Annotated in this window: 27 protein-coding genes; 13 read left to right on the forward strand and 14 right to left on the reverse strand. The window is 39.6% G+C overall.

The window, feature by feature from the left end; genetic code table 11:
• Positions 1-59: 59 nt before the first annotated feature.
• Positions 60-503 (forward strand): molybdenum cofactor biosynthesis protein MoaE, encoded by a 444-nt coding sequence (locus tag ABXZ32_RS08705; RefSeq protein ID WP_354618292.1) that lies wholly within the window; start codon positions 60-62, stop codon positions 501-503.
• Positions 504-505: 2 nt separating this feature from the next.
• Positions 506-1,414, forward strand: coding sequence for a bifunctional molybdenum cofactor biosynthesis protein MoaC/MoaB (moaCB, locus tag ABXZ32_RS08710; RefSeq protein WP_354618293.1), 909 nt, complete (start codon positions 506-508; stop codon positions 1,412-1,414).
• Positions 1,415-1,417: 3 nt separating this feature from the next.
• On the opposite strand, the gene ABXZ32_RS08715 is transcribed toward moaCB, so the two are convergent.
• The gene (locus ABXZ32_RS08715; RefSeq protein WP_354618294.1) at positions 1,418-2,143 is read right to left on the reverse strand and encodes a hypothetical protein; all 726 of its coding nucleotides are present in this window, start codon (positions 2,141-2,143) and stop codon (positions 1,418-1,420) included.
• Positions 2,144-2,574: 431 nt separating this feature from the next.
• On the opposite strand from ABXZ32_RS08715, the gene ABXZ32_RS08720 reads away from it, so the two are divergent.
• The 7 genes from ABXZ32_RS08720 to rimK all read left to right on the forward strand — a co-directional run bounded on the left by ABXZ32_RS08720 (position 2,575) and on the right by rimK (position 8,955).
• Positions 2,575-3,975, forward strand: a complete 1,401-nt coding sequence (locus ABXZ32_RS08720; RefSeq protein ID WP_354618295.1) for a type III PLP-dependent enzyme domain-containing protein — start codon at positions 2,575-2,577, stop codon at positions 3,973-3,975.
• Positions 3,962-4,906: an agmatinase gene (gene speB, locus ABXZ32_RS08725; RefSeq protein ID WP_354618296.1), complete on the forward strand. Its 945-nt coding sequence runs from the start codon at positions 3,962-3,964 to the stop codon at positions 4,904-4,906. Before ABXZ32_RS08720 ends, speB begins: the two co-directional genes overlap by 14 nt.
• Positions 4,893-5,870: a deoxyhypusine synthase family protein gene (locus tag ABXZ32_RS08730; RefSeq protein ID WP_354618297.1), complete on the forward strand. Its 978-nt coding sequence runs from the start codon at positions 4,893-4,895 to the stop codon at positions 5,868-5,870. The genes speB and ABXZ32_RS08730 overlap by 14 nt, the downstream gene beginning before the upstream one ends.
• 2 nt (positions 5,871-5,872) lie before the next feature.
• Complete coding sequence (locus ABXZ32_RS08735; RefSeq protein ID WP_062056440.1) at positions 5,873-6,187, forward strand: hypothetical protein; 315 nt, start codon at positions 5,873-5,875, stop codon at positions 6,185-6,187.
• A 5-nt stretch (positions 6,188-6,192) separates the two neighbouring features.
• Positions 6,193-6,978 (forward strand): RMD1 family protein, encoded by a 786-nt coding sequence (locus tag ABXZ32_RS08740; protein ID WP_354618298.1) that lies wholly within the window; start codon positions 6,193-6,195, stop codon positions 6,976-6,978.
• Between the two features lie 125 nt (positions 6,979-7,103).
• A complete protein-coding gene (locus tag ABXZ32_RS08745) occupies positions 7,104-7,520 on the forward strand; it encodes a VOC family protein (protein WP_354618299.1) in 417 nt (138 codons plus the stop codon).
• A gap of 58 nt (positions 7,521-7,578) precedes the next feature.
• Positions 7,579-8,955 (forward strand): 30S ribosomal protein S6--L-glutamate ligase, encoded by a 1,377-nt coding sequence (rimK, locus tag ABXZ32_RS08750; RefSeq protein WP_408016962.1) that lies wholly within the window; start codon positions 7,579-7,581, stop codon positions 8,953-8,955.
• Here the strand turns inward: rimK and ABXZ32_RS08755 are convergent, their stop codons facing one another.
• The gene (locus ABXZ32_RS08755; protein WP_354618300.1) at positions 8,956-9,897 is read right to left on the reverse strand and encodes an NAD-dependent epimerase/dehydratase family protein; all 942 of its coding nucleotides are present in this window, start codon (positions 9,895-9,897) and stop codon (positions 8,956-8,958) included.
• A gap of 64 nt (positions 9,898-9,961) precedes the next feature.
• Between ABXZ32_RS08755 and ABXZ32_RS08760 the strand changes: the two genes are divergently transcribed.
• Positions 9,962-10,462: a hypothetical protein gene (locus tag ABXZ32_RS08760; protein WP_354618301.1), complete on the forward strand. Its 501-nt coding sequence runs from the start codon at positions 9,962-9,964 to the stop codon at positions 10,460-10,462.
• Complete coding sequence (locus ABXZ32_RS08765; RefSeq protein ID WP_354618302.1) at positions 10,449-10,955, forward strand: nuclear transport factor 2 family protein; 507 nt, start codon at positions 10,449-10,451, stop codon at positions 10,953-10,955. Before ABXZ32_RS08760 ends, ABXZ32_RS08765 begins: the two co-directional genes overlap by 14 nt.
• 63 nt (positions 10,956-11,018) lie before the next feature.
• Here ABXZ32_RS08765 and ABXZ32_RS08770 read toward each other — a convergent pair whose 3' ends face one another.
• The 3 genes from ABXZ32_RS08770 to ABXZ32_RS08780 all read right to left on the reverse strand — a co-directional run bounded on the left by ABXZ32_RS08770 (position 11,019) and on the right by ABXZ32_RS08780 (position 14,957).
• Positions 11,019-11,762, reverse strand: coding sequence for a hypothetical protein (locus tag ABXZ32_RS08770; protein WP_354618303.1), 744 nt, complete (start codon positions 11,760-11,762; stop codon positions 11,019-11,021).
• 113 nt (positions 11,763-11,875) lie between these two features.
• Positions 11,876-12,685, reverse strand: coding sequence for an SDR family oxidoreductase (locus ABXZ32_RS08775; protein ID WP_354618304.1), 810 nt, complete (start codon positions 12,683-12,685; stop codon positions 11,876-11,878).
• On the reverse strand, positions 12,678-14,957 hold the full coding sequence (locus tag ABXZ32_RS08780; protein ID WP_354618305.1) for a M28 family peptidase: 2,280 nt from the start codon (positions 14,955-14,957) through the stop codon (positions 12,678-12,680). Before ABXZ32_RS08780 ends, ABXZ32_RS08775 begins: the two co-directional genes overlap by 8 nt.
• 224 nt (positions 14,958-15,181) lie before the next feature.
• Between ABXZ32_RS08780 and ABXZ32_RS08785 the strand changes: the two genes are divergently transcribed.
• The gene (locus tag ABXZ32_RS08785) at positions 15,182-15,646 is read left to right on the forward strand and encodes a CBS domain-containing protein (RefSeq protein WP_354618306.1); all 465 of its coding nucleotides are present in this window, start codon (positions 15,182-15,184) and stop codon (positions 15,644-15,646) included.
• Positions 15,647-15,732: 86 nt separating this feature from the next.
• On the opposite strand, the gene ABXZ32_RS08790 is transcribed toward ABXZ32_RS08785, so the two are convergent.
• The 4 genes from ABXZ32_RS08790 to ABXZ32_RS08805 form a co-directional block, all read right to left on the reverse strand.
• The gene (locus tag ABXZ32_RS08790; RefSeq protein WP_354618307.1) at positions 15,733-16,083 is read right to left on the reverse strand and encodes a hypothetical protein; all 351 of its coding nucleotides are present in this window, start codon (positions 16,081-16,083) and stop codon (positions 15,733-15,735) included.
• Between the two features lie 58 nt (positions 16,084-16,141).
• A complete protein-coding gene (locus ABXZ32_RS08795; RefSeq protein WP_354618308.1) occupies positions 16,142-16,996 on the reverse strand; it encodes a ChaN family lipoprotein in 855 nt (284 codons plus the stop codon).
• A 60-nt stretch (positions 16,997-17,056) separates the two neighbouring features.
• Positions 17,057-17,494 (reverse strand): (4Fe-4S)-binding protein, encoded by a 438-nt coding sequence (locus ABXZ32_RS08800; RefSeq protein WP_354618309.1) that lies wholly within the window; start codon positions 17,492-17,494, stop codon positions 17,057-17,059.
• A 135-nt stretch (positions 17,495-17,629) separates the two neighbouring features.
• Positions 17,630-18,025, reverse strand: a complete 396-nt coding sequence (locus tag ABXZ32_RS08805; protein WP_354618310.1) for a hypothetical protein — start codon at positions 18,023-18,025, stop codon at positions 17,630-17,632.
• 199 nt (positions 18,026-18,224) lie between these two features.
• On the opposite strand from ABXZ32_RS08805, the gene ABXZ32_RS08810 reads away from it, so the two are divergent.
• Positions 18,225-18,392, forward strand: coding sequence for a lmo0937 family membrane protein (locus ABXZ32_RS08810; protein WP_337300871.1), 168 nt, complete (start codon positions 18,225-18,227; stop codon positions 18,390-18,392).
• Here the strand turns inward: ABXZ32_RS08810 and ABXZ32_RS08815 are convergent.
• The 5 genes from ABXZ32_RS08815 to ABXZ32_RS08835 form a co-directional block, all read right to left on the reverse strand.
• Positions 18,367-18,534: a hypothetical protein gene (locus tag ABXZ32_RS08815; protein WP_354618498.1), complete on the reverse strand. Its 168-nt coding sequence runs from the start codon at positions 18,532-18,534 to the stop codon at positions 18,367-18,369. The genes ABXZ32_RS08810 and ABXZ32_RS08815 overlap by 26 nt on opposite strands.
• A 5-nt stretch (positions 18,535-18,539) precedes the next feature.
• Complete coding sequence (locus tag ABXZ32_RS08820) at positions 18,540-19,184, reverse strand: DsbA family oxidoreductase (protein WP_354618311.1); 645 nt, start codon at positions 19,182-19,184, stop codon at positions 18,540-18,542.
• Complete coding sequence (locus tag ABXZ32_RS08825) at positions 19,174-19,500, reverse strand: EthD family reductase (protein WP_354618312.1); 327 nt, start codon at positions 19,498-19,500, stop codon at positions 19,174-19,176. The genes ABXZ32_RS08820 and ABXZ32_RS08825 overlap by 11 nt, the downstream gene beginning before the upstream one ends.
• 118 nt (positions 19,501-19,618) lie before the next feature.
• The gene (locus ABXZ32_RS08830) at positions 19,619-20,167 is read right to left on the reverse strand and encodes a carboxymuconolactone decarboxylase family protein (RefSeq protein ID WP_354618313.1); all 549 of its coding nucleotides are present in this window, start codon (positions 20,165-20,167) and stop codon (positions 19,619-19,621) included.
• Between the two features lie 67 nt (positions 20,168-20,234).
• Positions 20,235-20,798, reverse strand: coding sequence for a TetR/AcrR family transcriptional regulator (locus ABXZ32_RS08835; protein ID WP_354618314.1), 564 nt, complete (start codon positions 20,796-20,798; stop codon positions 20,235-20,237).
• Between the last annotated feature and the right edge of the window lie 108 nt (positions 20,799-20,906).

Genomic DNA, 20,906 nt, shown 5'->3' on the forward strand with positions numbered 1-20,906 from the left:
AGGTTAAATAGTGGATTCTAAGTATCTTTAAGAACTTTTTTGAATCAATAAAGAATGTAATGGAAAAGAAAAAAGTGAAAAACGTGTTTGTCTCCGGAGCCATTTCCCCTCATTTTATTGGGGAATCCATAGCCAAGCACCAATCTAAAACTACCATTGGTGCCCATGATATTTTTTTGGGACAAGTTAGGGCTGATGTTATTGAAGGGAAAACGGTGGCCGCGATAGAATATACGGCCTATGAAGAAATGGCAAACAAGAAATTCCACGAGATTAGGGAGGCTGCTTTTGAAAAGTTCAACCTTAACTGCATGCACATATATCACAGTTTAGGGACTGTAAAGGCTGGGGAATTATGTCTGTTTGTTTTTGTATCCTCTCCCCACAGAAAAGAAGTTTTTGAAGCATTGCAACATATAGTAGAAGAAATAAAGGTACAGGTGCCTATTTTTGGGAAAGAGCTTTTTGAAGATGAGAGTTACCAATGGAAAGTGAATAGTTAGATATGGTAGATATTACACACAAAAACCTTACCCTCCGAATAGCAACAGCACAAGCGGTCGTTAAAGTGAGTTCAGAAGATACTATAAAAGCGATAAAGGAAAACAGGGTGCCTAAAGGTGATGTGTTCTCAGCTAGCAAGGCAGCAGGTCTTTTGGGGGTAAAAAAAACGTCTGACCTTCTGCCGGACTGTCATCCCATGCCTATTGAATATACGGGGATCGATTATGAGATCAACGGACTGGAAATTACCGTTTTGGTAACCGTAAAGACCATTTATAAAACAGGAGTAGAGGTAGAGGCCATGCACGGCGCAAGCATTGTTGCCCTGAACATGTACGACATGCTAAAACCCATAGATAAAGGGGTGGAAATCCATCATATCAAATTACTTCAAAAGAAAGGCGGTAAGTCGGACTACAAGGATGATTTCAAAGAGCCGTTGACCTTTGCGGTAGTCGTTTGCTCGGATACCATTGCGAAAGGGAAAAAAGAGGACAAGGCAGGAAAGGCTATTATTGACAAGCTGAAAGCTTTGAATTATTCAGTCTCCAATTATATGATCATTCCAGATGAAAAGGAAGAGATCCAACAGAAGGCAAAGGAATTTGTTGCCGAAGGGTTGGACGTGATTATATATTGTGGTGGAACCGGACTATCAGAAAGGGATATTACCCCAGAAGCGCTGATTCCTTTGCTGGAAAGGCGAATTCCAGGAATTGAGGAAGCCATAAGGAGCTATGGACAGGATAGAATGCCTTATGCCATGTTGTCCCGCAGCGTTGCTGGAACTATAGGGACAACCTTAGTTTTGGCATTGCCCGGATCTACCAATGGAGCCAAGGAATCCATGGATGCCATTTTCCCTCATGTATTACATAGCTTTAAGGTGCTAAAGGGCTGGAGGCATTAAACTTTATTTTCTTGGCGACCAAATTTCATGCAAAGGATCACCTTTGCTACTTTTTCCCATATGGTGCCAGTCGCCATCTTTTATGTCGTAGGTAAATCCTAAGGTGGCACCTGCCCTTGAATTATCTCTTGAAAAAAACTGGATATGCTCGCTATAAGTTCCGTTTTCTGAACTAAATGCACCACCACCGGACCCAAAGAATTCCATTGTTTCCGTATTAAAGGCAATCCACTGAAAATGTCCGTTAAGGAGAAATTTCATGGTCTTACGTGGGCCTGTGGTATCCCTTCTGCTTTCCCCTTCTTCAGTGACCCTTCCAGCCATCAGCCATTTCCCGTCCAGTTCTTGTGGTTTATGTGGGTCTGTCTTCATTTTGTTATGGCTCCCATCGAACTCGAGATAAAGTTGATTGTTTTTAAAGGAATAGGGAATAGTAATGGTACTGATGCTATCATATTTATAATTGGAATTGAATTCCAGGTTCAAAACGATATGATCATTTTTTATTTCATAAAAGCCACCGACCGTTTTTATGAAGTTTGCGGGATTCTCGGAATAACTTGTGTGTACCAAGTAATTCTTATCCATCAAAAACAGATGGGAGGTGGTTATGTCATCTTTTAGTGATTCAAAAGTATAGGCATTTGAAGGTATTTGTGCCCTTACTATAGATAGTGTGGAGAAGAATACCACAAACACCGAATAACGTATCATCTTTTTTGGATTCATTGGAAAGATTTTGATGAGTTAAATTTTAATATTAAAACTTGAAAATCAATATATTAAAAGAATATTTTAGCAATATTTAGACCTTTTTATCGTGTATTTTCACAATTGGGGTAATTTTTTTTAAATCCCTTGTTTTTTCATTTTTTTTGTTTTCATTTGTCATAGCATTTTGCTTCATGTTATGAAACGTTTTTATGTATTCGGACCATTGGAAATTAGGAAGATTTTTCCAGTGAATGCCCATCAAATGAGCAGCCGAATTTTAAGTGTGACTTCCGCGATGTCCTCGATAGTTCTGGGTTGTTCCAACTGTCTCTATTCCATCAAGTTTTGATGGGAAACCTTCATTTGATAATAAAATTAAAAAATAAGAATCTATCTTATTGCCATAACACTCCATTTTTTTTTAAGTTTATAAAAAAACTATTTTAATGAACATTAAGTATATTGATCTTATCCACCAAAGTTATTATTTCCCTCAGGAGGAATTTAACCTGGATGGAGAGAGCCTTCAATTTCATGGAATTCCCTTATTGGAACTAGTTGAAAAATATGGGAGTCCCCTAAAATTTACATATCTGCCTAAGATATCAGATAATATCAATAGGGCGAACAAATGGTTTGAGGCGGCCATCAAAAAGAACGATTATAAAGGGAAGTACCATTACTGTTACTGTACCAAAAGTTCCCATTTTGAACCCGTTTTGAACGAGGCACTAAAGAACGATATCCATATAGAGACGTCTTCGGCTTTTGATATCAATATTGTGGAGAAATTGAAGAGAACGGGTAAAATCAAGGATGATACCTATGTGATCTGCAATGGTTTTAAAAGAGATCAGTACATTACCAATATTGGGAGGTTGATCAATGAAGGGCATCAGAATTGTATTCCCATTATAGATAACTATGAAGAAATAGAGCTGTTATCAGATGAGATAAAAGGAGATTTCAAAGTAGGTATCCGTATTGCTTCCGAAGAGGAGCCAAAATTTGAATTTTATACCTCCCGATTGGGCATAGGTTATAAGAATATAGTTCCTTTTTTTGAGGACCAGATTAAGAACAATGACAGGGTGGAGCTTAAAATGCTTCATTTCTTTATCAATACAGGGATTCGCGATAATGCCTATTATTGGAACGAACTTGTCAAATGTTTGAAGGTCTATGTGCGACTAAAGAAAATCTGTCCATCATTGGACAGTTTGAATATTGGGGGAGGTTTTCCAATAAAGAACTCGTTGGCGTTTGATTATGATTATGAATATATGATCGATGAGATCGTAAACCAGATCAATATCACCTGTCAGGAAGCGGAAGTTCCGGTGCCCCATATTTTTACTGAATTCGGAAGTTTTACAGTTGGAGAAAGTGGCGGAGCTATTTATGAGGTATTGTATCAAAAGCAACAGAACGATCGTGAGAAATGGAATATGATCGATTCTTCTTTTATTACAACCTTGCCAGATACCTGGGCCATTAGTAAGCGATTTATAATGTTGCCCGTTAACCGCTGGGAGGACGAGTACGAACGTGTACTGCTCGGCGGACTAACTTGCGATAGTGATGATTATTACAACAGTGAGCAGAACATGAACGCTATTTATCTGCCCAAATACAGGAGGGAAAAGCCCTTGTACATCGGATTTTTCAATACGGGTGCGTACCAAGAGAGTATTGGTGGATACGGCGGTCTTCAGCACTGTTTAATTCCACACCCAAAACATATATTAATAGACAGGGACGAAAAAGGAAACCTTGTTACAACCTTATTTAGTGAACAACAAAAAGCAGAGGATTTGCTTAAAATTTTAGGATATGAGCACGAATAACAATTATGCTGGCATTCCAGATGAGTTTGCACAATTGGAAAAGGCAAAGGTAGTTTTGATACCTGTACCTTATGATGGAACAAGTACTTGGGGCAAGGGTGCCGATAAAGGGCCCGAGGCGTTTTTGGATGCTTCCGCCAATATGGAGTTGTATGATATAGAAACTGGGACCGAGGTTTATCAGCAAGGAATATTTTTGGCCCCTACCATTACCGAGAATAGTTCTGCCGAAGCGGTGGTGAATGCTGTTCACAAAAACACCAAAGAATACATTAAACGCAATAAGTTTGTAACCCTTTTTGGAGGGGAGCATTCCATCTCAATTGGTTCTATCCGTGCCTTTAATGAGTGTTTTGACAATCTTACCGTTTTGCAAATAGACGCACACGCGGACCTTAGGGAGTCCTATGAGGGCACAAAATACAACCATGCCTGTGCGGTGCACGAGGCAAGTCAGACTACCAACCTATTGCAGGTAGGCATCCGTAGTATGGATATTATAGAAAAGACGTTTATGGATGAAGAAAAGACCTTCTTTGCCCATGATATCGTGAATGATGAATATTGGATGGACAAGGTAATTGCCCAAATGACCGATAACGTATTTATTACGTTCGATTTGGATGCATTAGATCCTTCCATTATGCCCTCTACCGGAACACCGGAGCCAGGAGGATTGCTATGGTACGAGACCTTGGAGTTTTTAAAACAGGTTTTTGCCGAGAAAAACGTAGTAGGTTTTGATATTATGGAGCTTTGTCCGAATAAGGTGGATAAATCTTCTGATTTTGTGGCAGCAAAACTTTACTATAAAATGTTAAGCTACAAATTTATGGAAGAAGCCATCGAGGATACTTATGACAACACCTACGATGTGGACGCCAAAGCCGGAAATACTAATAATTCAAGATTCGAAGATGACGAAGACTAAGGGAGCAATCTCCAATTTTATTGAAAAATATTATTTACACTTTAACTCAGCAGCATTGGTAGATGCCGCCAAGGGGTATGAGGACCAATTGAACAATGGGGCCAAAATGTTGGTTTCCTTGGCAGGGGCCATGAGTACCGCTGAGCTGGGGAAGATTTTTGCCGAAATGATCCGTCAGGACAAGGTGCAGATCATCTCCTGTACAGGTGCCAACCTAGAAGAGGATATTATGAACCTGGTGGCACATTCCCACTATAAAAGGATACCCAATTACCGAGATTTGACACCTCAGGAAGAATGGGATCTATTGGAAAAAGGATTGAACAGGGTAACAGATACCTGTATCCCGGAACATGAGGCGTTTAGACGTTTACAAGAACATATCTATAAAATTTGGAAAGAAGCCGATGAGGCCGGTGAGCGTTATCTTCCGCATGAATACATGTACAAAATGTTGCTTTCGGGTGTTTTAGAGGAGTATTACGAGATAGACCTGAAGGATTCTTGGATGTATGCAGCAGCAGAGAAAAACCTACCTATCGTTTGCCCAGGATGGGAAGATAGTACTATGGGGAATATCTTTGCTTCCTATGTCTTAAAAGGTGAATTGAAAGCTACCACAATGAAATCTGGGATTGAGTATATGACCTTTTTGGCCGATTGGTATACCGATAATTCTAAAAATGGAATTGGATTTTTCCAAATTGGAGGTGGTATCGCAGGAGATTTCCCTATTTGTGTCGTACCTATGCTTTATCAGGATATGGAACGTACAGATACGCCATTTTGGAGTTATTTCTGTCAAATAAGTGATTCTACGACCAGTTATGGTTCTTATTCTGGAGCTGTGCCAAATGAAAAGATCACTTGGGGAAAACTAGATATCAACACCCCTAAGTTTATAATAGAGAGTGATGCAACCATTGTTGCCCCATTAATTTTTGCTTACCTATTAGACATGTAATTATGGACAATTTAAAGAGAGTAATTGTAGATTTTAAAAAGCTCACCCCGGAAGTCTTAAAGTTGTTGGTTGACAAATATCCTGACGGATATGACGATCAGAATATCATCTCCTTTAAAAATGCACAGGGTGAACGTATAGAGGCTGTAGAAGTTACTACTGATGACACCAAGTATTTGGTGAAGATCAGTGCGAAACTTGAAAAGACCATGGCCAATTATGATGAAGATGATTATGAGGATTTTGACGATAATGATCCAGAAGCTATTCCGGACATCGAAATAGCGGAAGAGGACGAAGATAACGATGAGGACTAACACCCATGTTTGAAGTTGTCGCGTTTCAAATAGCAGCTTCCATAAATATTAGGCAGTGTAGAAATCTCTTGCCTTTGGAGATCCTATTCTCTGACAGTGTTGAACTATTCTTTAAAAATGGGGATAAACGATTCGTCCACATTTTTCAGTATGGATTGGTCTCTTTTTTCAATCATTCGGAAAAGGAAATCCAAGCCATCTTAAAGCAATTAAGTCCATTGTCAAAGGATAGGGTTCCTTATCAGATTTCAGAAAAAATCCAGGTAGAAGTAATTCCCGGCCAGCAGAAGGTGACCTTTAATAAGGTTATTCTTCCCAATTTTGATTCGGAATCCATTCGTTTGGTGATGTTGAACACCTCCCAATCGGTTGCGTTGGATCGATATTTGGAGATTACAGAGCAATTGCTGGAAGAGACCAATGTGCACACCAAACTTTTAGAGCGTAAGGGAAAGTTGAAGATTTCGGGTAACAACCTGAAAAGGTTCATCGGGAAGGTGCTGAACATCAAGAACGAAATTTCAGAAAATCTCTACATCTTTGATTCCCCGGACAGTACATGGGAGAATGAAGATCTTAACCGTTTGGATACGGAACTCAAGCAAACCTTTGATCTAAAAGATAGATATCGATATATCTCTGAGCGTATTGGGATTATTAAGGAAGATTTGGAACTCTTCAAAGATATTATGGAGCATAGGGAGAGCAGCCGATTGGAATGGATCATCATCATTCTGATCCTAGTGGAAGTGCTGGATTTGTTCGTGTTTCGCATACTTGGCTTGGGGTAAAAGGAGGGTTGAAATTCTTAAGTCCTGTCAATCAAAAAAGTACTTTCCAAAAATTGCTATTCAAGTACAAAAGGTATCGTTTAGAATTTGTAATTTAGAATGGATTTCATTTTAAATTATTATTCATGGAACATGCACCTTTTCATATGTCTTTGCCGTGTTATAGCATCTCAAAGACAAGAGCTTTTTATGTGGACGTCATTGGGGCGGAGATCGGAAGAAATTCTACCCGTTGGCTAGATGTGAATTTATTCGGAAACCAAATTACTTTTACCAAATCTGGGGAATTTAACTTCGTTTTTAGGGCCTATAAATTTGGGGATACAGTATTGCCCTCTTTTCATTTCGGGGTGATTGTAGATTCAGATACCTGGGAGCGCATGTACAAAAAATTAAATACCCCAGAATATGAATTGACCACAGAGGTAACCTTTTTAAAGGATAAGACCGGGGAACACCGTTCATTTTTTATTCAGGATCCAAGTGGGCACTCATTAGAGTTCAAGACTTTCAATGACCAGAGTGAAATGTTTGCCGAGTAACATTTTTTACCTTACTATTGCCCTTTCTTAAAAAAAAGGCTCAACAACTATTATTACTATGGAATTGAAAGATTTGTCTATTATTGGAAGTGAAGAATGGTGTGTGTTTAAGGAAATGGGTATTCCGGCCATAAAGGCCAGGGTAGATTCCGGAGCAAGAACCTCTTCCATTCAAGCGACAAATGCCAAGGTATTCACCAAAGGGGTACAGGAGTGGGTGAAATTTGAGGTCAATCCCTTACAGGACAACCGTAGTTTTAATATGCTATGTGAGGCAAGGCTCGTAGATCGTAGGACGGTAAAAAGCTCTTCCGGTATTGCGGAAGAACGTTTGGTGATCAAGACCCCTGTAACGATGGGCAATGTAACCTTTGATATAGAACTTACATTGGCCAATAGGGATACTATGGAATTCCGTATGTTGTTGGGAAGAGAGGCCCTTAACGACAGGTATATGGTAAACCCGGCTGAAACCTACTACCTGGGGGATATCTCCGATGAGGAGATCACCATGAAATATGCTCCCTATGTAAAGGAGAAATCTGGACTTAGGATCGCTTTACTGGCTAGTAACCCCAACTTATATAGTAACAAAAGGATTATGGAAGCCGCAGAGGCGAGAGGACATGAAATTGTTTTCTTGAATGTGGAGCATTCCTATATGAAATTGGACGCCAATTCTCCGGAAATTAGATACCGTGGCGGGAATATTCTAAAAGCATATGATGCCATTATTCCTAGAATAAAGCCAGCCGTTACTTTTTATGGCTGCGCGTTGATACGGCAGTTTGATACTCTAGGGGTCTATTGTCAGAACTCTGCAGAAGCAATCACCCAATCCAGGGACAAGCTGTTCGCATCACAACTCTTTTCAAGGAACGATATCCATATTCCAATTACTGGTTTTGCCAAATCCCCAATGGATACCAAGGATTTGATCCGTATGGTCAATGGGGCGCCGTTGATCATTAAACTTTTGGAAAGCACCCAAGGGAAAGGAGTGGTTTTGGCCGAGACCAACAAAGCGGCGGAGAGTGTTATCAATGCCTTTAAAAGTGTTCAGACCAATATTTTGGTGCAGGAGTTCATTAAGGAAGCAAACGGACAGGATATCCGTTGTTTCGTAGTGGATGGCAAAGTGGTGGCCTCCATTCAGCGACAGGCAGAAAAAGGTGAGTTTAGGGCAAACATTCACCAAGGAGGGAAAGCATCTATCATCAAGATCACCCCTGAGGAGAAAAAATTGGCTCTGAAAGCTTCCAAAGTACTAAACCTGGCTGTAGCTGGAGTAGATATCATTAGATCCAATAAAGGGCCCTTGCTATTGGAAGTCAACTCTTCCCCTGGCCTGGAAGGTATTGAAAATGCCACTGGAAAGGACATTGCCAATATCATGATCATGGCCATTGAAAGGAAGCTAAAGTTTAGAAACTGATTACTTGGATAGGTTGTCCAGCATTTCTTGGGTGGTCCTGTCCAAATCGAATTCAGCTTTCCATCCCCAATCTTTTTGGGCTACGGAATCATCAATACTGCTCGGCCAAGAATCTGCAATTTGCTGTCTTGAATCAGGAGCGTAGGACATTTTAAAGTCTGGAATGTGCTTTTTGATGTTTTCTGCCATTTCTTTTGGTGTAAAACTCATGGCTGCAAGATTGTAAGAGGAGCGTACCTTAATTTTTTCTGGAGCACTTTCCATAATAGTGATAGTGGCCCTAATGGCATCGTCCATAAACATCATAGGCAACTTGCTGTCTTCACCAAGGAAACTGGTATATTCTTTATCCGATAGTGCTTTGTGGTATATCTCCACTGCATAATCAGTAGTACCTCCTCCCGGAAGGGTCTTATGGCTTATTAGGCCAGGATAGCGTACGCTGCGGACATCCACTCCGTACTTTTTAAAGTAATATTCACACCAACGCTCTCCGGTCTGTTTGCTAATACCGTAAACCGTACTAGGTTCCATGATGGTATTTTGAGCGGTTTGCTCCTTAGGAGTGTTGGGTCCAAAAACAGCAATACTGGAGGGCCAGAAAATCTTGCTTATTTTATTGTCTTTGGCAAGGTTCAGTACATTGAAAAGGGAATTCATGTTCAAGTTCCATGCGCGCATCGGAAATTTCTCAGCGGTGGCACTCAACATGGCCGCCATCAAGTAGACTTCGTCTATTTCGTAATGCATCACCACATCTTCCAAAGCTCCATAATTGGTGGCGTCCAATAGTTCAAAGGGACCAGAAGCCATAAGATCTTTATCGCCCTCCCTTATATCACTGGCAATAACTTGGTCATTGCCATATCTTTCACGTAATGTGTAAGTAAGTTCTGTTCCTATTTGTCCGCATGCACCTAAAATGAGTATGGATTTTGGCATAAAAATGTAGTTAAATGAATTCGTGGGCAAAGATAGCTTTTATTAAAATTTGTACATTAGCCTTATGGGAAAAATATTCTTTTTTGGTGCTGTGTTTCTACTTGTGATATCATGTAAAGAGGGCAATACGGGAGTGGATAAGGAACAAGCACAAGAGGTTGTGTTCGACTTAAAAAATCTTCCAAAAAAATCAGGAATCAATCCGGAGGCCAAGGTGGTTTTAAAGGATTGGGTAGAATTCAATGCTTTGGAAACCAGTTTTGATGCACTTTATAAAGTGCAGGATAAGGAAGGGTTGACCTTGGTTGTTGAAGATTTGATAGAAAAACAAAAATTACTGGAGGCTTCAGCTTTTCCTGAGGACTTTGATGTTCCGCAAATCAAGAGTAGGCTTAAGGTGATTAAGACAGCGATCCTTAAAACGAAATTTAGTTTGGAATATGGCGTGGATACTGAGGAGCCTACTACAGCTTTGGCCAAGGCATACAATGCATTTAGAAACCAGTTCACGGTGATTGTCAATAGTCGTCTGGACACAACATTAATTATAAATGAAGATGATTAAATTTTTAGGCATACTGACGGTATCATTTCTTTCAGTTACGCTTCATGCACAACAGGAGAAAGAAAAGGAATCTATTTCAACAGTTTTAGATGCCTGGCACCAGGCAGCAGCAGATGCAAATTTTGAGGCGTATTTTTCTAGGATGACAGATGATGGGGTGTTTATAGGAACTGATGCTATGGAAAATTGGCAGAATTCTGAATTTAAGGAATTTTCCAAACCTTATTTCGATAAGGGAAAGGCATGGAGTTTTACAGCCCTTCAGCGAAATATTTATATTAACGAGGCCATGGATATGGCTTGGTTTGATGAACTTTTGGATACTCAAATGAAGCTCTGTCGAGGTTCTGGGGTACTCAGAAAAACGGATAAAGGTTGGAAAATTGCACATTATGTGCTTTCGATCGCCGTTCCCAATGAAAATGTAGATGCAGTAGTGTCCCTTAAAAAAGCGAAGGACAGTGTCATCACTCAAGAGTTAAAGGCTAATTAAGTGATCTAATACAAAAAAAGGGGGCCATTTGGCCCCCTTTTTTATATTTCTTCTAAGCTGAAATTATTGTTTTTTCGCTTTTGATTTATCTTTTTTTACTTCAGGAACAACCTCTTTAGGCGTCTCTGTTTGTTCCTTTCTGGATTCCAAAGCTTGTTTGCTAAGACTTGCCAAATTAAAGTTGGGGTCAATGGTCAAGGCTTCGTTGATCAGGGCAAGGGCAGCATCTATATTACTCTTATCTGTGTTGTAAGCTATAAGACCTTTTAAATGAAGAAAGGCGGCTTTTAAGGAAACCTCGTAAGGCTGCTGTCTTTCATAAAAGGCATAGCTCATATCATTTGTAGCATTGCTAATGCCGTATTCTATGTTTGCTGAAGCACCCGGGGCATCCCCAGTCTGAATTTTCAGATCGGCAAGTTCGTAGGCCAAATATGCGTCTGGTGATCTTTTGAACAAGAGTTCAAATTGTTCCAAAGCACGTTTTGGTTGATTCAAGGCCTTTAGTGATATTGCTTTTACTTGTAGGGCCAAATCAGAATCGGAATCATTTTTTTCAATTCCTATGGTATTAAGTGCCTGCATATGTTGGTTGTCATTGGCATAGACATATGCCAAGGTGTCCCTGCGTTCTACGGAAGGTGACATTACATTCAAATGTGTGAGGGCATTGATAACTCCATTAACATCGCCCTGTAATTTCATTTCATTATAAAAAGCTTCATAATGCTTCTGAAGTTCACTTTTGGTCTGTGCACCGCCATAAAATCCAAAGGCGAAAATTAGAACTGCAATAATTTTTTTCATTTTCTTATGTATTAAGTGCGCCAAAACTATTAAATTATTTCTAGTAATCTGTTAAGTAAATCCTTAAAGGTTTGTAGTTCAGTAAAAAAGTGGTCTTATTACCAGGTGTTACCTCAAGAGACAATGGGTTTTTGAAACCGATATTTTTTGTAGTGCATCAAATTAAAGGGGACTATCTTTTTACCCTGGGTGTTCTTGGGTTCTGAATACACAGGAGCTTGAAGTCCTTTCTTTTGTGCTTCATTGACATAGTATTCTTGTTTTGGGGGATGATGGGGATACACACCATTGAATATCTCGCCCCAATACCCTTCATTCAATATGGTATCTATAATATGGATGCAATCTTCCAAATGAATTAGATTCACTGGATGATTGCCGTTGGATAGGTCTTTTTTGCCGGATAGGAATGTAACCGGATGCCTATTAGGCCCAATGAGTCCTCCAAATCTTATAATGGTGGTTTCGAGCTTTGGGTCATTCTTAAATTTCTCTTCCACCGCCAATAATTGTTTGCCCGATTCTGTTTCTGGATGAGGCACCGTGGTCTCCGTAACATCACCTTCTAAATCCCCATATACCGAAGTACTGCTGATAAAGATAATTCTAGCCACATTACTTCCTTTGATCGAGGCGTGTAAGTGCTTCATCTTTACCTCATAGTTTTCTCTGTTGGAGCCCCTAAGGTTGGGGGGGACATTAATGACCAAAACCCTCACGTTTTTTAAAAATGCCTCGATAGGTCCTTCAATTCCATTCTCTGAAAGAGAAATTTTAAAGGGAAGAATTCCCAAAGCCTTCAGGTCCTGTAATTTTTCTGAGGAGGTGGTACTTCCATGCACGGAATGACCTTCCTTTATGAAATGTTGGGCCAAGGGAGTGCCTAGCCAACCACAACCCATGATACCTATTGTACTATTCAAAGCGTATTTTTTTAGTTGTTAAAATGGCATCGTTGAGAATAAACGGCATTGGGATACTCGTTTCTGGTCTTTCAGGAACGCTGAACAAAGGGTGGCTAAGAAGATCATTGGAAGCCTCATAAATTTGAAGTTCCAAAACCTGCTCTTTTGGAAATAGAAGCTCCAGGGTTGTGGCGTCCTTGTTACTAATATAATGGGTCAGCAATTTGCTGCCACTTCTATCCTTGAGGTAATAAGTAGATAGCTCTATTTCATTCACCTTAACGGCGGTAAGGGGAACGGCATTGGTGAAAACCTCTAAGCGGTTCACGGGGCGTTGAGGGGTTATGGTAAGTTTGATCAAACGGTTATCTCCAACAACGGTGTCAAGGGATTTCTCTACTTTGGGAGGTGCTATTTCTTTTAAAGGGGCATTGGCACTGTAGGTGAAGCCTGAGCTATATTTGCTGCTGATCACTTGGTAATTTTCATTTTTTAAGGTGGACCCTTCCAGGAATTGTTTGTTCCAATCGATCAGGACATGATCATAGGACACCCATTGCGCACTATTGTCGTCCGTATTCAGTACATACAAAAGACTACTGGGCTTAGCGCGATCCTTTGTGAAACCTGCATTGAAATGGGCCACTATTATGAAAATCACAAAAAGTAACTGGCCCAGGAATGCCAGTTTGCCTTTCGACTTATAAAATCCAAAAATAGGAAGTAAAAGATAGAACGTCAGGGAAGTCAATATTGTTGAAGCTACCATCATTTTGAGCCCTAATCCTACTGGAAACATTTTAATGAAAGGGGCATAGATCCAAAGGGCTGGCAAAGCCATAAAGACAAACAGATAGGGATTTGGATCTTTTTGGTTGATAATGACCAGAAAACAGGCCAATAGTGCAAAAAGAGGAATGATGAAAAAACTGGCCCCAGGTAAATACATGGCCACTGCCCCACAGATGATGAGCCACAAAAATATAGGGGCTACCAAGAGATTGGCAATACTGATATTTTGGTATTTATGATAGGCCCAAAAACAAATGGCAATACTTAAAAAGACAAATGCGGCAATATAGTAATAGCCATTATAGGTAAAGCCGTGCAAGATGTCAAGATATTGTGGATACAGCCATTTTAGAAGGGTCCAACTATAAAATCCGATCACCCCGTTAATCAGGAGTGAGATCCCCAAAGGAAGAAACCCCTTGAAACTTTCTTTCAAGTGAAGGCGTTGTTTTTTAATACCATAGGCCAAAAGGCAAATAAACGAGAGAAGGGCAAGAATGAACATGGGCCAAATCCAATCAAAGGGATAGGAGACCAGTTTGAAGAAGGGGACATTAAAATAAACCTCGTCATTCAAACTTTTCAGGTCGCCTAAATCGGCATTGCTAAAATGCGTTAATAGTGGCATTAAATAACTGCCCTGATGTGCCAACGTATTCCGGTCTAATCGCTCATAATTATCCCGCAATGTATGATAATCGTAATGGTCATCAATAAATGCAAAATTAAGCCCTTCAATATCGCGATCCTCTCTAAAAACTGTCAAATCGGTATCATTGGGAAGCATTTTGTAGATGCTATAGACAAGAGAATTAGCTACGGGGAATTCAGTGCCGGCAGCGGTAAACTCTTCAATAAGTCTGCTGTTGCCCCTATTGGTTTCAATCAGCATATAACTGGGGCCGCCACTTCCACGTGCCTCAAAGTTCAACACTAGGCCAACCTCCTCGGCCCATGGGTGTTGGTTTACAAAGAGATCGGCTCCGTTCAGGCCAAGTTCTTCGGCGTCGGAGATCAGGATTATAATATCATTCTTTGGGATCTTGTTTTCGGAAAGAAAAGCCCTTATTCCCTCCAAAATAGTAGCTACGCCACTTCCGGCATCACTGGCACCAAGGGAAGAATGGGGGTTGCTGTCATAATGTGACAATAACAAAAGTGCCTTGCCCTGTTCCGAACCGGGAATGCGGGCCAAGATATTGGTAGCCTTGCTTAAATTGGCCCAGTCGCCAGCGGTATATCCTTCTTGTAAGGAGGTTTTAAGTCCCATTTCTTCAAGCTCGGAGACTATGTAGTCCCTCACTTCTTTATGAGCAGGAAACCCTACCGCATGAGGTGCTTCGGATATTTTTTTGACATGTGTTAAAGCACGGTCGGTCGAAAAACTGTTGAGCAGGATGGTATCATTTTGTTGATAGGAAGGCATGGAGGAGCTGAAACTCCAATATGTGGCAAGCCCCAATAAGAAAAGGGTAATGCCCGTGGTAAATTTTTTCATTAGGTCGTAGTGTTCCCTAAATGTATAAAAATCCTATGGGAATTTCATTCTTTAAGGCGCGATATGACATTTTGAGCATATTTCTAAGGTGTGATTTTTCTTAATCTATTGATAAATAATCACAATATTGATCAAAAGCATGTATTTTATCTATTATATGTGTTAAAATATTGTATGATGTTGCGTAAAGTTCTATATTTAAAATTAACCTAAAAATCAACCATATGGGAATCAAAAGTTTTCAAGGCGCACGGGAGACCGTAAAAAAAGAATATTCCGCACCAATAATGGTCGAGGATTACATGACCAAAAAACTAGTTACTTTTAAACCAGAGCAATCCATTCTTGAAGTAATGGAATTGTTTACCAAATACAATATTTCTGGGGGTCCGGTAATGGATGACAATAACTTTTTGGTAGGTATAATTTCAGAAGCAGATTGTATGAAGACAATTTCTGAAAGTCGCTATTTTAATATGCCTATTTTGGATAAGAATGTAGAGAAGTACATGACCAAAAACGTGGAGACCATACCTCATGATATCAGTATTTTTGATGCTGCAGGAATTTTCCATAAGAATAACCGTCGTAGATTGCCTGTTTTACAAAATGGCATCCTTGTAGGCCAAATTAGTAGAAAGGATATCGTTATTGCAGCCTTAAAATTATCGGGTCAAAACTGGAAGTAGCATCTTGTAAAAATAAAAATGGTGTCTTATTATACGCTATAGATTTCTTAGGTAAATTGATATATCCTCCTCTCGGAGGATTATTTTTATTCCCTTTTAACAATCATATAAAAGTCATTGTCGAGCGGTAAATACCCTAAATCGTACACAAAAAAGTAAACTGTTCCTTTTTGCGTGGTATAGAGATGGGTGAAATATTCGAAATCGAATCCTTTGTCCAGCAATTTCGTTTTGTTGGTCTTGGTTTTGCCATCCTGAAGGCTAAAGCTCTCTAATATTCTGTAATTTTTACGCAGTCGGTTGTTGATATTACGGATCAGGTTTTTACTGTCTTTGTTCAACCTGTTGTTGAAAGCATTGCGGCAGTAATCGGAACAGAATTTCTTGTCTACGCGACCTATGATTTTCTCCCCGCATTCGGGACATTTTTTCTCCATAATCAACGAAGGTTACTATATTTTGATTTAAGATACTGAAATTCTGTCGAATATCCTCTTAATAGGTATTGGTCATATGACTGTCCACACATATGATAAAATCAGCCAGTCCTTTGTGTTCAGGTAACAGCTTGTCTATTGATTCCTGTGAAACAGTGGATATGGAGGCATAGAGATATGTTGGTGCCGATTGTTTCAAATACCATAAAATCCCTTCGTAGTTGTTGGAGTGATAAGCTCCGTTAAAATGTAGGAGCCTAGTTCCGGTATTGTAGTTCTTCAGGATAAAGTGGGCCATAGTGGCATCCTTTATCGCTTGCGCCATGACCAATTCTGGTGTGCCATGATCTCCCATCATACTCAATATATTTTGATATCCCGGCAATTCTGGTACAAAGGGGATGGGCAAAGGTGCTATCCAAGCTTTTTCATGGGGCGCAAGGGTGTCCAAAACTTCGAAACCTTTTTTATAGACCATGGAGGCAAAGCGTCTGGGAATATTGGTGGCTATGAAAGGGAGGCTGCGTTCTTTTGCAAAATTCACCAAGGGTGCGTAATCGGTTTTATAATTGGGCCAGAGTCGGGCCAAGGTATCAAATGCTTTTTGGTCTATGCTGCCCTTTAGATAGTTGTTCAAAGGCTCTTGATTATCAGTTTCGAACATTTCTGCCCCTAGGATCAAGGGCTTTGAATTGGCCAATTCGGATGCAATTTCATATTGCAACCAATGTGCAATGGCATTGTTGTGCAGTTCCCCAAAAAGGATAATATCTTTTGAAGAAAGCTCCTTGACCATTTTGGCATAGGAAACCTTTTTTCCTTTGCTATTGTAAATGGTATATGCGGGTTTGTGTTGGGCCAGCGTTGTGGTGAATACGAATAAGAAGAGTAATGTAAACAGTATTTTTTTCATGCAGGGTCAATCTGAGTTGGTGCTGTATTTAGAATAAAAAGCGTTATTTTTTTATGAAAATCATCCTTTAAAGCTTATTTCATTGTGGGTTCCGTCGCAATACGGTTTGTTGCTAGAGGCACCGCACCTGCAAAAGGCAGTGATTCTTTTTTTAATTTCTTCCTTACCGGTTTTGTCTGTCACCTTTAGCGTTCCATGTACCAACAACGGTCCATTTTCTTTTACTTCTACTTTAGTTTCCATGTTATCATTTTCTTTCTCGATTATCTTCTTTCCCTCCTCGTTCATATAATAGCTCAATGCGCCTGATGGGCATTTGGCAATTTGATCCTTTAATTCTTGTGTGGTAGCGTTCTCTGGGGTAATCCAGGGTTTCTCCTTTGGTTTGTACACATTGGGCAATGCATGTATACATTCCTCTGAATGGATACAGGCTTTTGGCTTCCATACTACGGTAAGTTCCCCGTTGCTATATTCTTTGGTGATTTCCTTATCCATAATAGCTGAAATTTTTCCTTCTTAAATTTAGTGAATTTTATCCGTAATTCCATTTTGGTGGGTGTAGGCAATAAAAAACTTGGGGTGATTATCAAAAGACAATCACCCCAAGTTAAACATCGTAAGTTTGATCTTCTACTGATATAACAATACCGCTATGTCTTCTTCGCAGATTACGCCACTTGGTTCGGCAGGAACGGAACAGTCGGACATTATTCCTTGCTCCTCGTTGTATTTCTTTTGGGCCAATTTATGATCTTCTATAAGCTTTAGAAAAGCGATTGTGTCAATACTACTGGAGTAGGCGATATAACCATTTGGTCCGCCACAGGGTTTGCTACCATAGGATGTATACCTCCATTCATCGGCATTTATACATTTTACGCTATTGGCAATTTCATTTATACGGGCAAGCATATTGGTGAGCTCTTTGGCTTCCACTTCCCCTGAATTGGTGTCTTGTATAACCGAGCATGAAAGCATGGACAAACAAATACATGATATTATGGCGAAATACGACTTTTTGATCATTGATACTATTTTTCTTTAGGTGTCAAAAAACAAAGAAGGTTGCGTTTGGATCTATATATTCTAGTATGAAACCGGATTTCTGGAAAAATTTAAATCGGGGCAGATTTGTTTGTAATGCGTGACGGTATGAGTCAATAATTTATCCGATTGAAATTTTAATCTTTTTTACCTTAGCGGTACAACCATAAATGAAATTATTATGAGAAGTCTTCTTTGGCTAGTAGCCGTTATTTGTATCGTTATTTGGCTTTTGGGTTTATTAGGTGTAATCCCAGGATTAGCAACCGGTAGTTTAGTTCATATTCTTCTGGTAATCGCTGTTGTTGTGATATTATACAATATTATTTCGGGACGCAAACCCCTATAGATAATTGGGCGAAGTTGCGGTCGGTCAGGAATTGGGAATGATTGTATGAAGGTAATTCTTGGCTTACACGAAGTATGTTAAAAAGGGTGACAATGGACTTCTTGGCCATGGTCACCCTTATTGGTTGAACTATTTTTCGCATGCCACTTATTGAGCAAGCAATTCTGTTATTACTTGTTTGTAAACATCAACCGGCTGTGCTCCTGTTAAAGCACTCTTATTGTTGAATACCATGGTTGGCACGGATGATACTCCCACACTCTGCCAATAGGCTTCTTTGGTCTTAACTTCATAACGCGCATCATCATTATCCAATCTTGCCAGGGCACCGTCTGTATTTAAGCCGACACTTTTTAGTTCTTGTAAAAGAATATTTCTATCTGAAACGTCCTTCCGTTCACTAAAATATGCTGAGACCAAACGCATTTTGAGTTCTGTTTGTTTTCCTTGTTCTTTGGCAAAATCCAATAAAACGTGGGCGTCTCTGGTATTGACAATTTTCATGTCATCAAAATAATCAAAGGTAAAACCTAGTTCTGCGCCAACTTCGGCCATATGATCTTGTGAACGTTTCCAGTCTTCTGGTGAGGACCCATATTTATTTGCAATATGTTCCTGCACGTTCTCCCCTTCGGGAGGCATATTTGGATTTAGTTCAAAAGGTTGCCATTCCAGCTCAATCTGGTCTTGAACCCCCATCTCTTGGATTGCCTTTTCTAGCCGTTTGTAACCGATGGTACACCAAGGGCAGACAACGTCTGAAATGACATCTATTTTTATTTTAGACTCCATAACTATATTTTACGATCTCACTGATTTGTATTTCACCTTGAACATTGGTGTAGTTGGGTACATCGGCAGCAAACTTTTTTGCATTAGGTCCGAAGGTTGCCTGAAAAGACTCCAGGGAGTCAAATGTCAAATGTGCCAGGGCGATGTAAGGAGCGGGTTCGGAAGGAACTCTTCCTCCCAATCCTAGATTAAACTCCAGCCCCTTTAGGGCATCTCCCAAAGTTTGCGCAATCATGGGGAGATGGGTGTTTTTATAATACTCAGTGTCAAATTTTGCCCCAGGACTATTCGGATACATTACGGATACTTTTATCATATCATAAACTTTGAAAAAATTAAACAAGACTATTGAATGTGATTAAAAATAGACTACGCTTTCCATGGGTACTATACAAAACGCAAATATTCTTAACTGCATTGAGAGATTCGTGACATTATTTACTCCAAGCGAATTTTTCAAAGGCTTTGTCTACAGGTGTTTCGGCAATATGGTTCACGTAATTGCTAAGAACTTTTTGTGATAGCCCTAATATGATTTCCAAAAGTTGTCTTTGGTTGTATCCTGCTTCATAAAACGTCTCTAATTCTGCATTGGTTACATTTCCACGATTTCGAACAATGGATAAGGTGGTTTCATGTAAGGTTTGCAATTTTTCGTTTGGCATTGCAGTCCTGTTTCTCAAAGCCTCTGTGATTTCTTCATCTACTTTCATCATGTGCGCGATTCCGGTATGGGCAGGGACACAATAATGACATCCGTGCTCTACATTTATGGTCTGCCATACAACAGTTAACTCGTCGTTGTTGAAAGAAGAATTTTGAAATAAATTGTGCAACATTTGATACGCTTCCAGAATACCTGGAGACTCTGCCAAAACGCCGTGAAGGTTTGGAATCATTCCGAACGACTTCAGGGAGTTTTCTAATAGAGATTTGCTATTTTCAGGTGCTGATTCAATTGTGTGAACTTTTAGTGTACTCATAATCTTTTAGATTTAAATTAGTAATATATTAAGCTAAGCATTTGCTTAGTATTGTGATAAAAAAATGTTACAAGTTTTTAAACGCTGTTTCAATAGCGTCTTCCAACTGCTTTTTAGTGAAAATTTTGGAAGCTACGGATATGCCCAAGATAGAGGTCATTAAATAGTTGGATTCACTTTCTATTGTCTCTATATCTTTTTTAGAATCCTGTTTTAGGTTCTTTTTAAACAGCTGTTTAATGTCGTTTGCGAATTTTGACAATTCAGTCATTAAAATGGGATCTGCATTTTGACCCAGTTCATTTACCGTATTGGTTATCAGGCATCCTTTACATACGTTATTTTCTTCGGAAAACTCCAGAAAGTCATAAAAGTATTGTTTGATACCCGCCACCCCATTTTGGGATTTTTCCAACTTGTCGGTAATACGATGTATTTTCTTTTTGTAGGTATTGATACTTTCTAGAAATACCCCTTGTTTGCTTCCAAAACTTGCGTAGATAGAGAATTGGTTAATGCCCATTTCCTTTTCCAACATACGTACGGATGTATTTTCATACCCATTTCGCCAGAACAGGGACATTGCCTTTTCTAAAACCTCTTGTTCTATATATTGTTTTTTTCTGGCCATGATTTCTTAACTACGGCACAAAACTAAGCGATTGCTTTGAAATAGAAAAACATTTAAGAGGACTTTAGTATTTGATAGATGGGAGGGTGGCAACCCGCGAAAAACATA

Source organism: Sediminicola luteus (genome assembly GCF_040566555.1).
Taxonomy (GTDB): Bacteria; Bacteroidota; Bacteroidia; order Flavobacteriales; family Flavobacteriaceae; genus Sediminicola.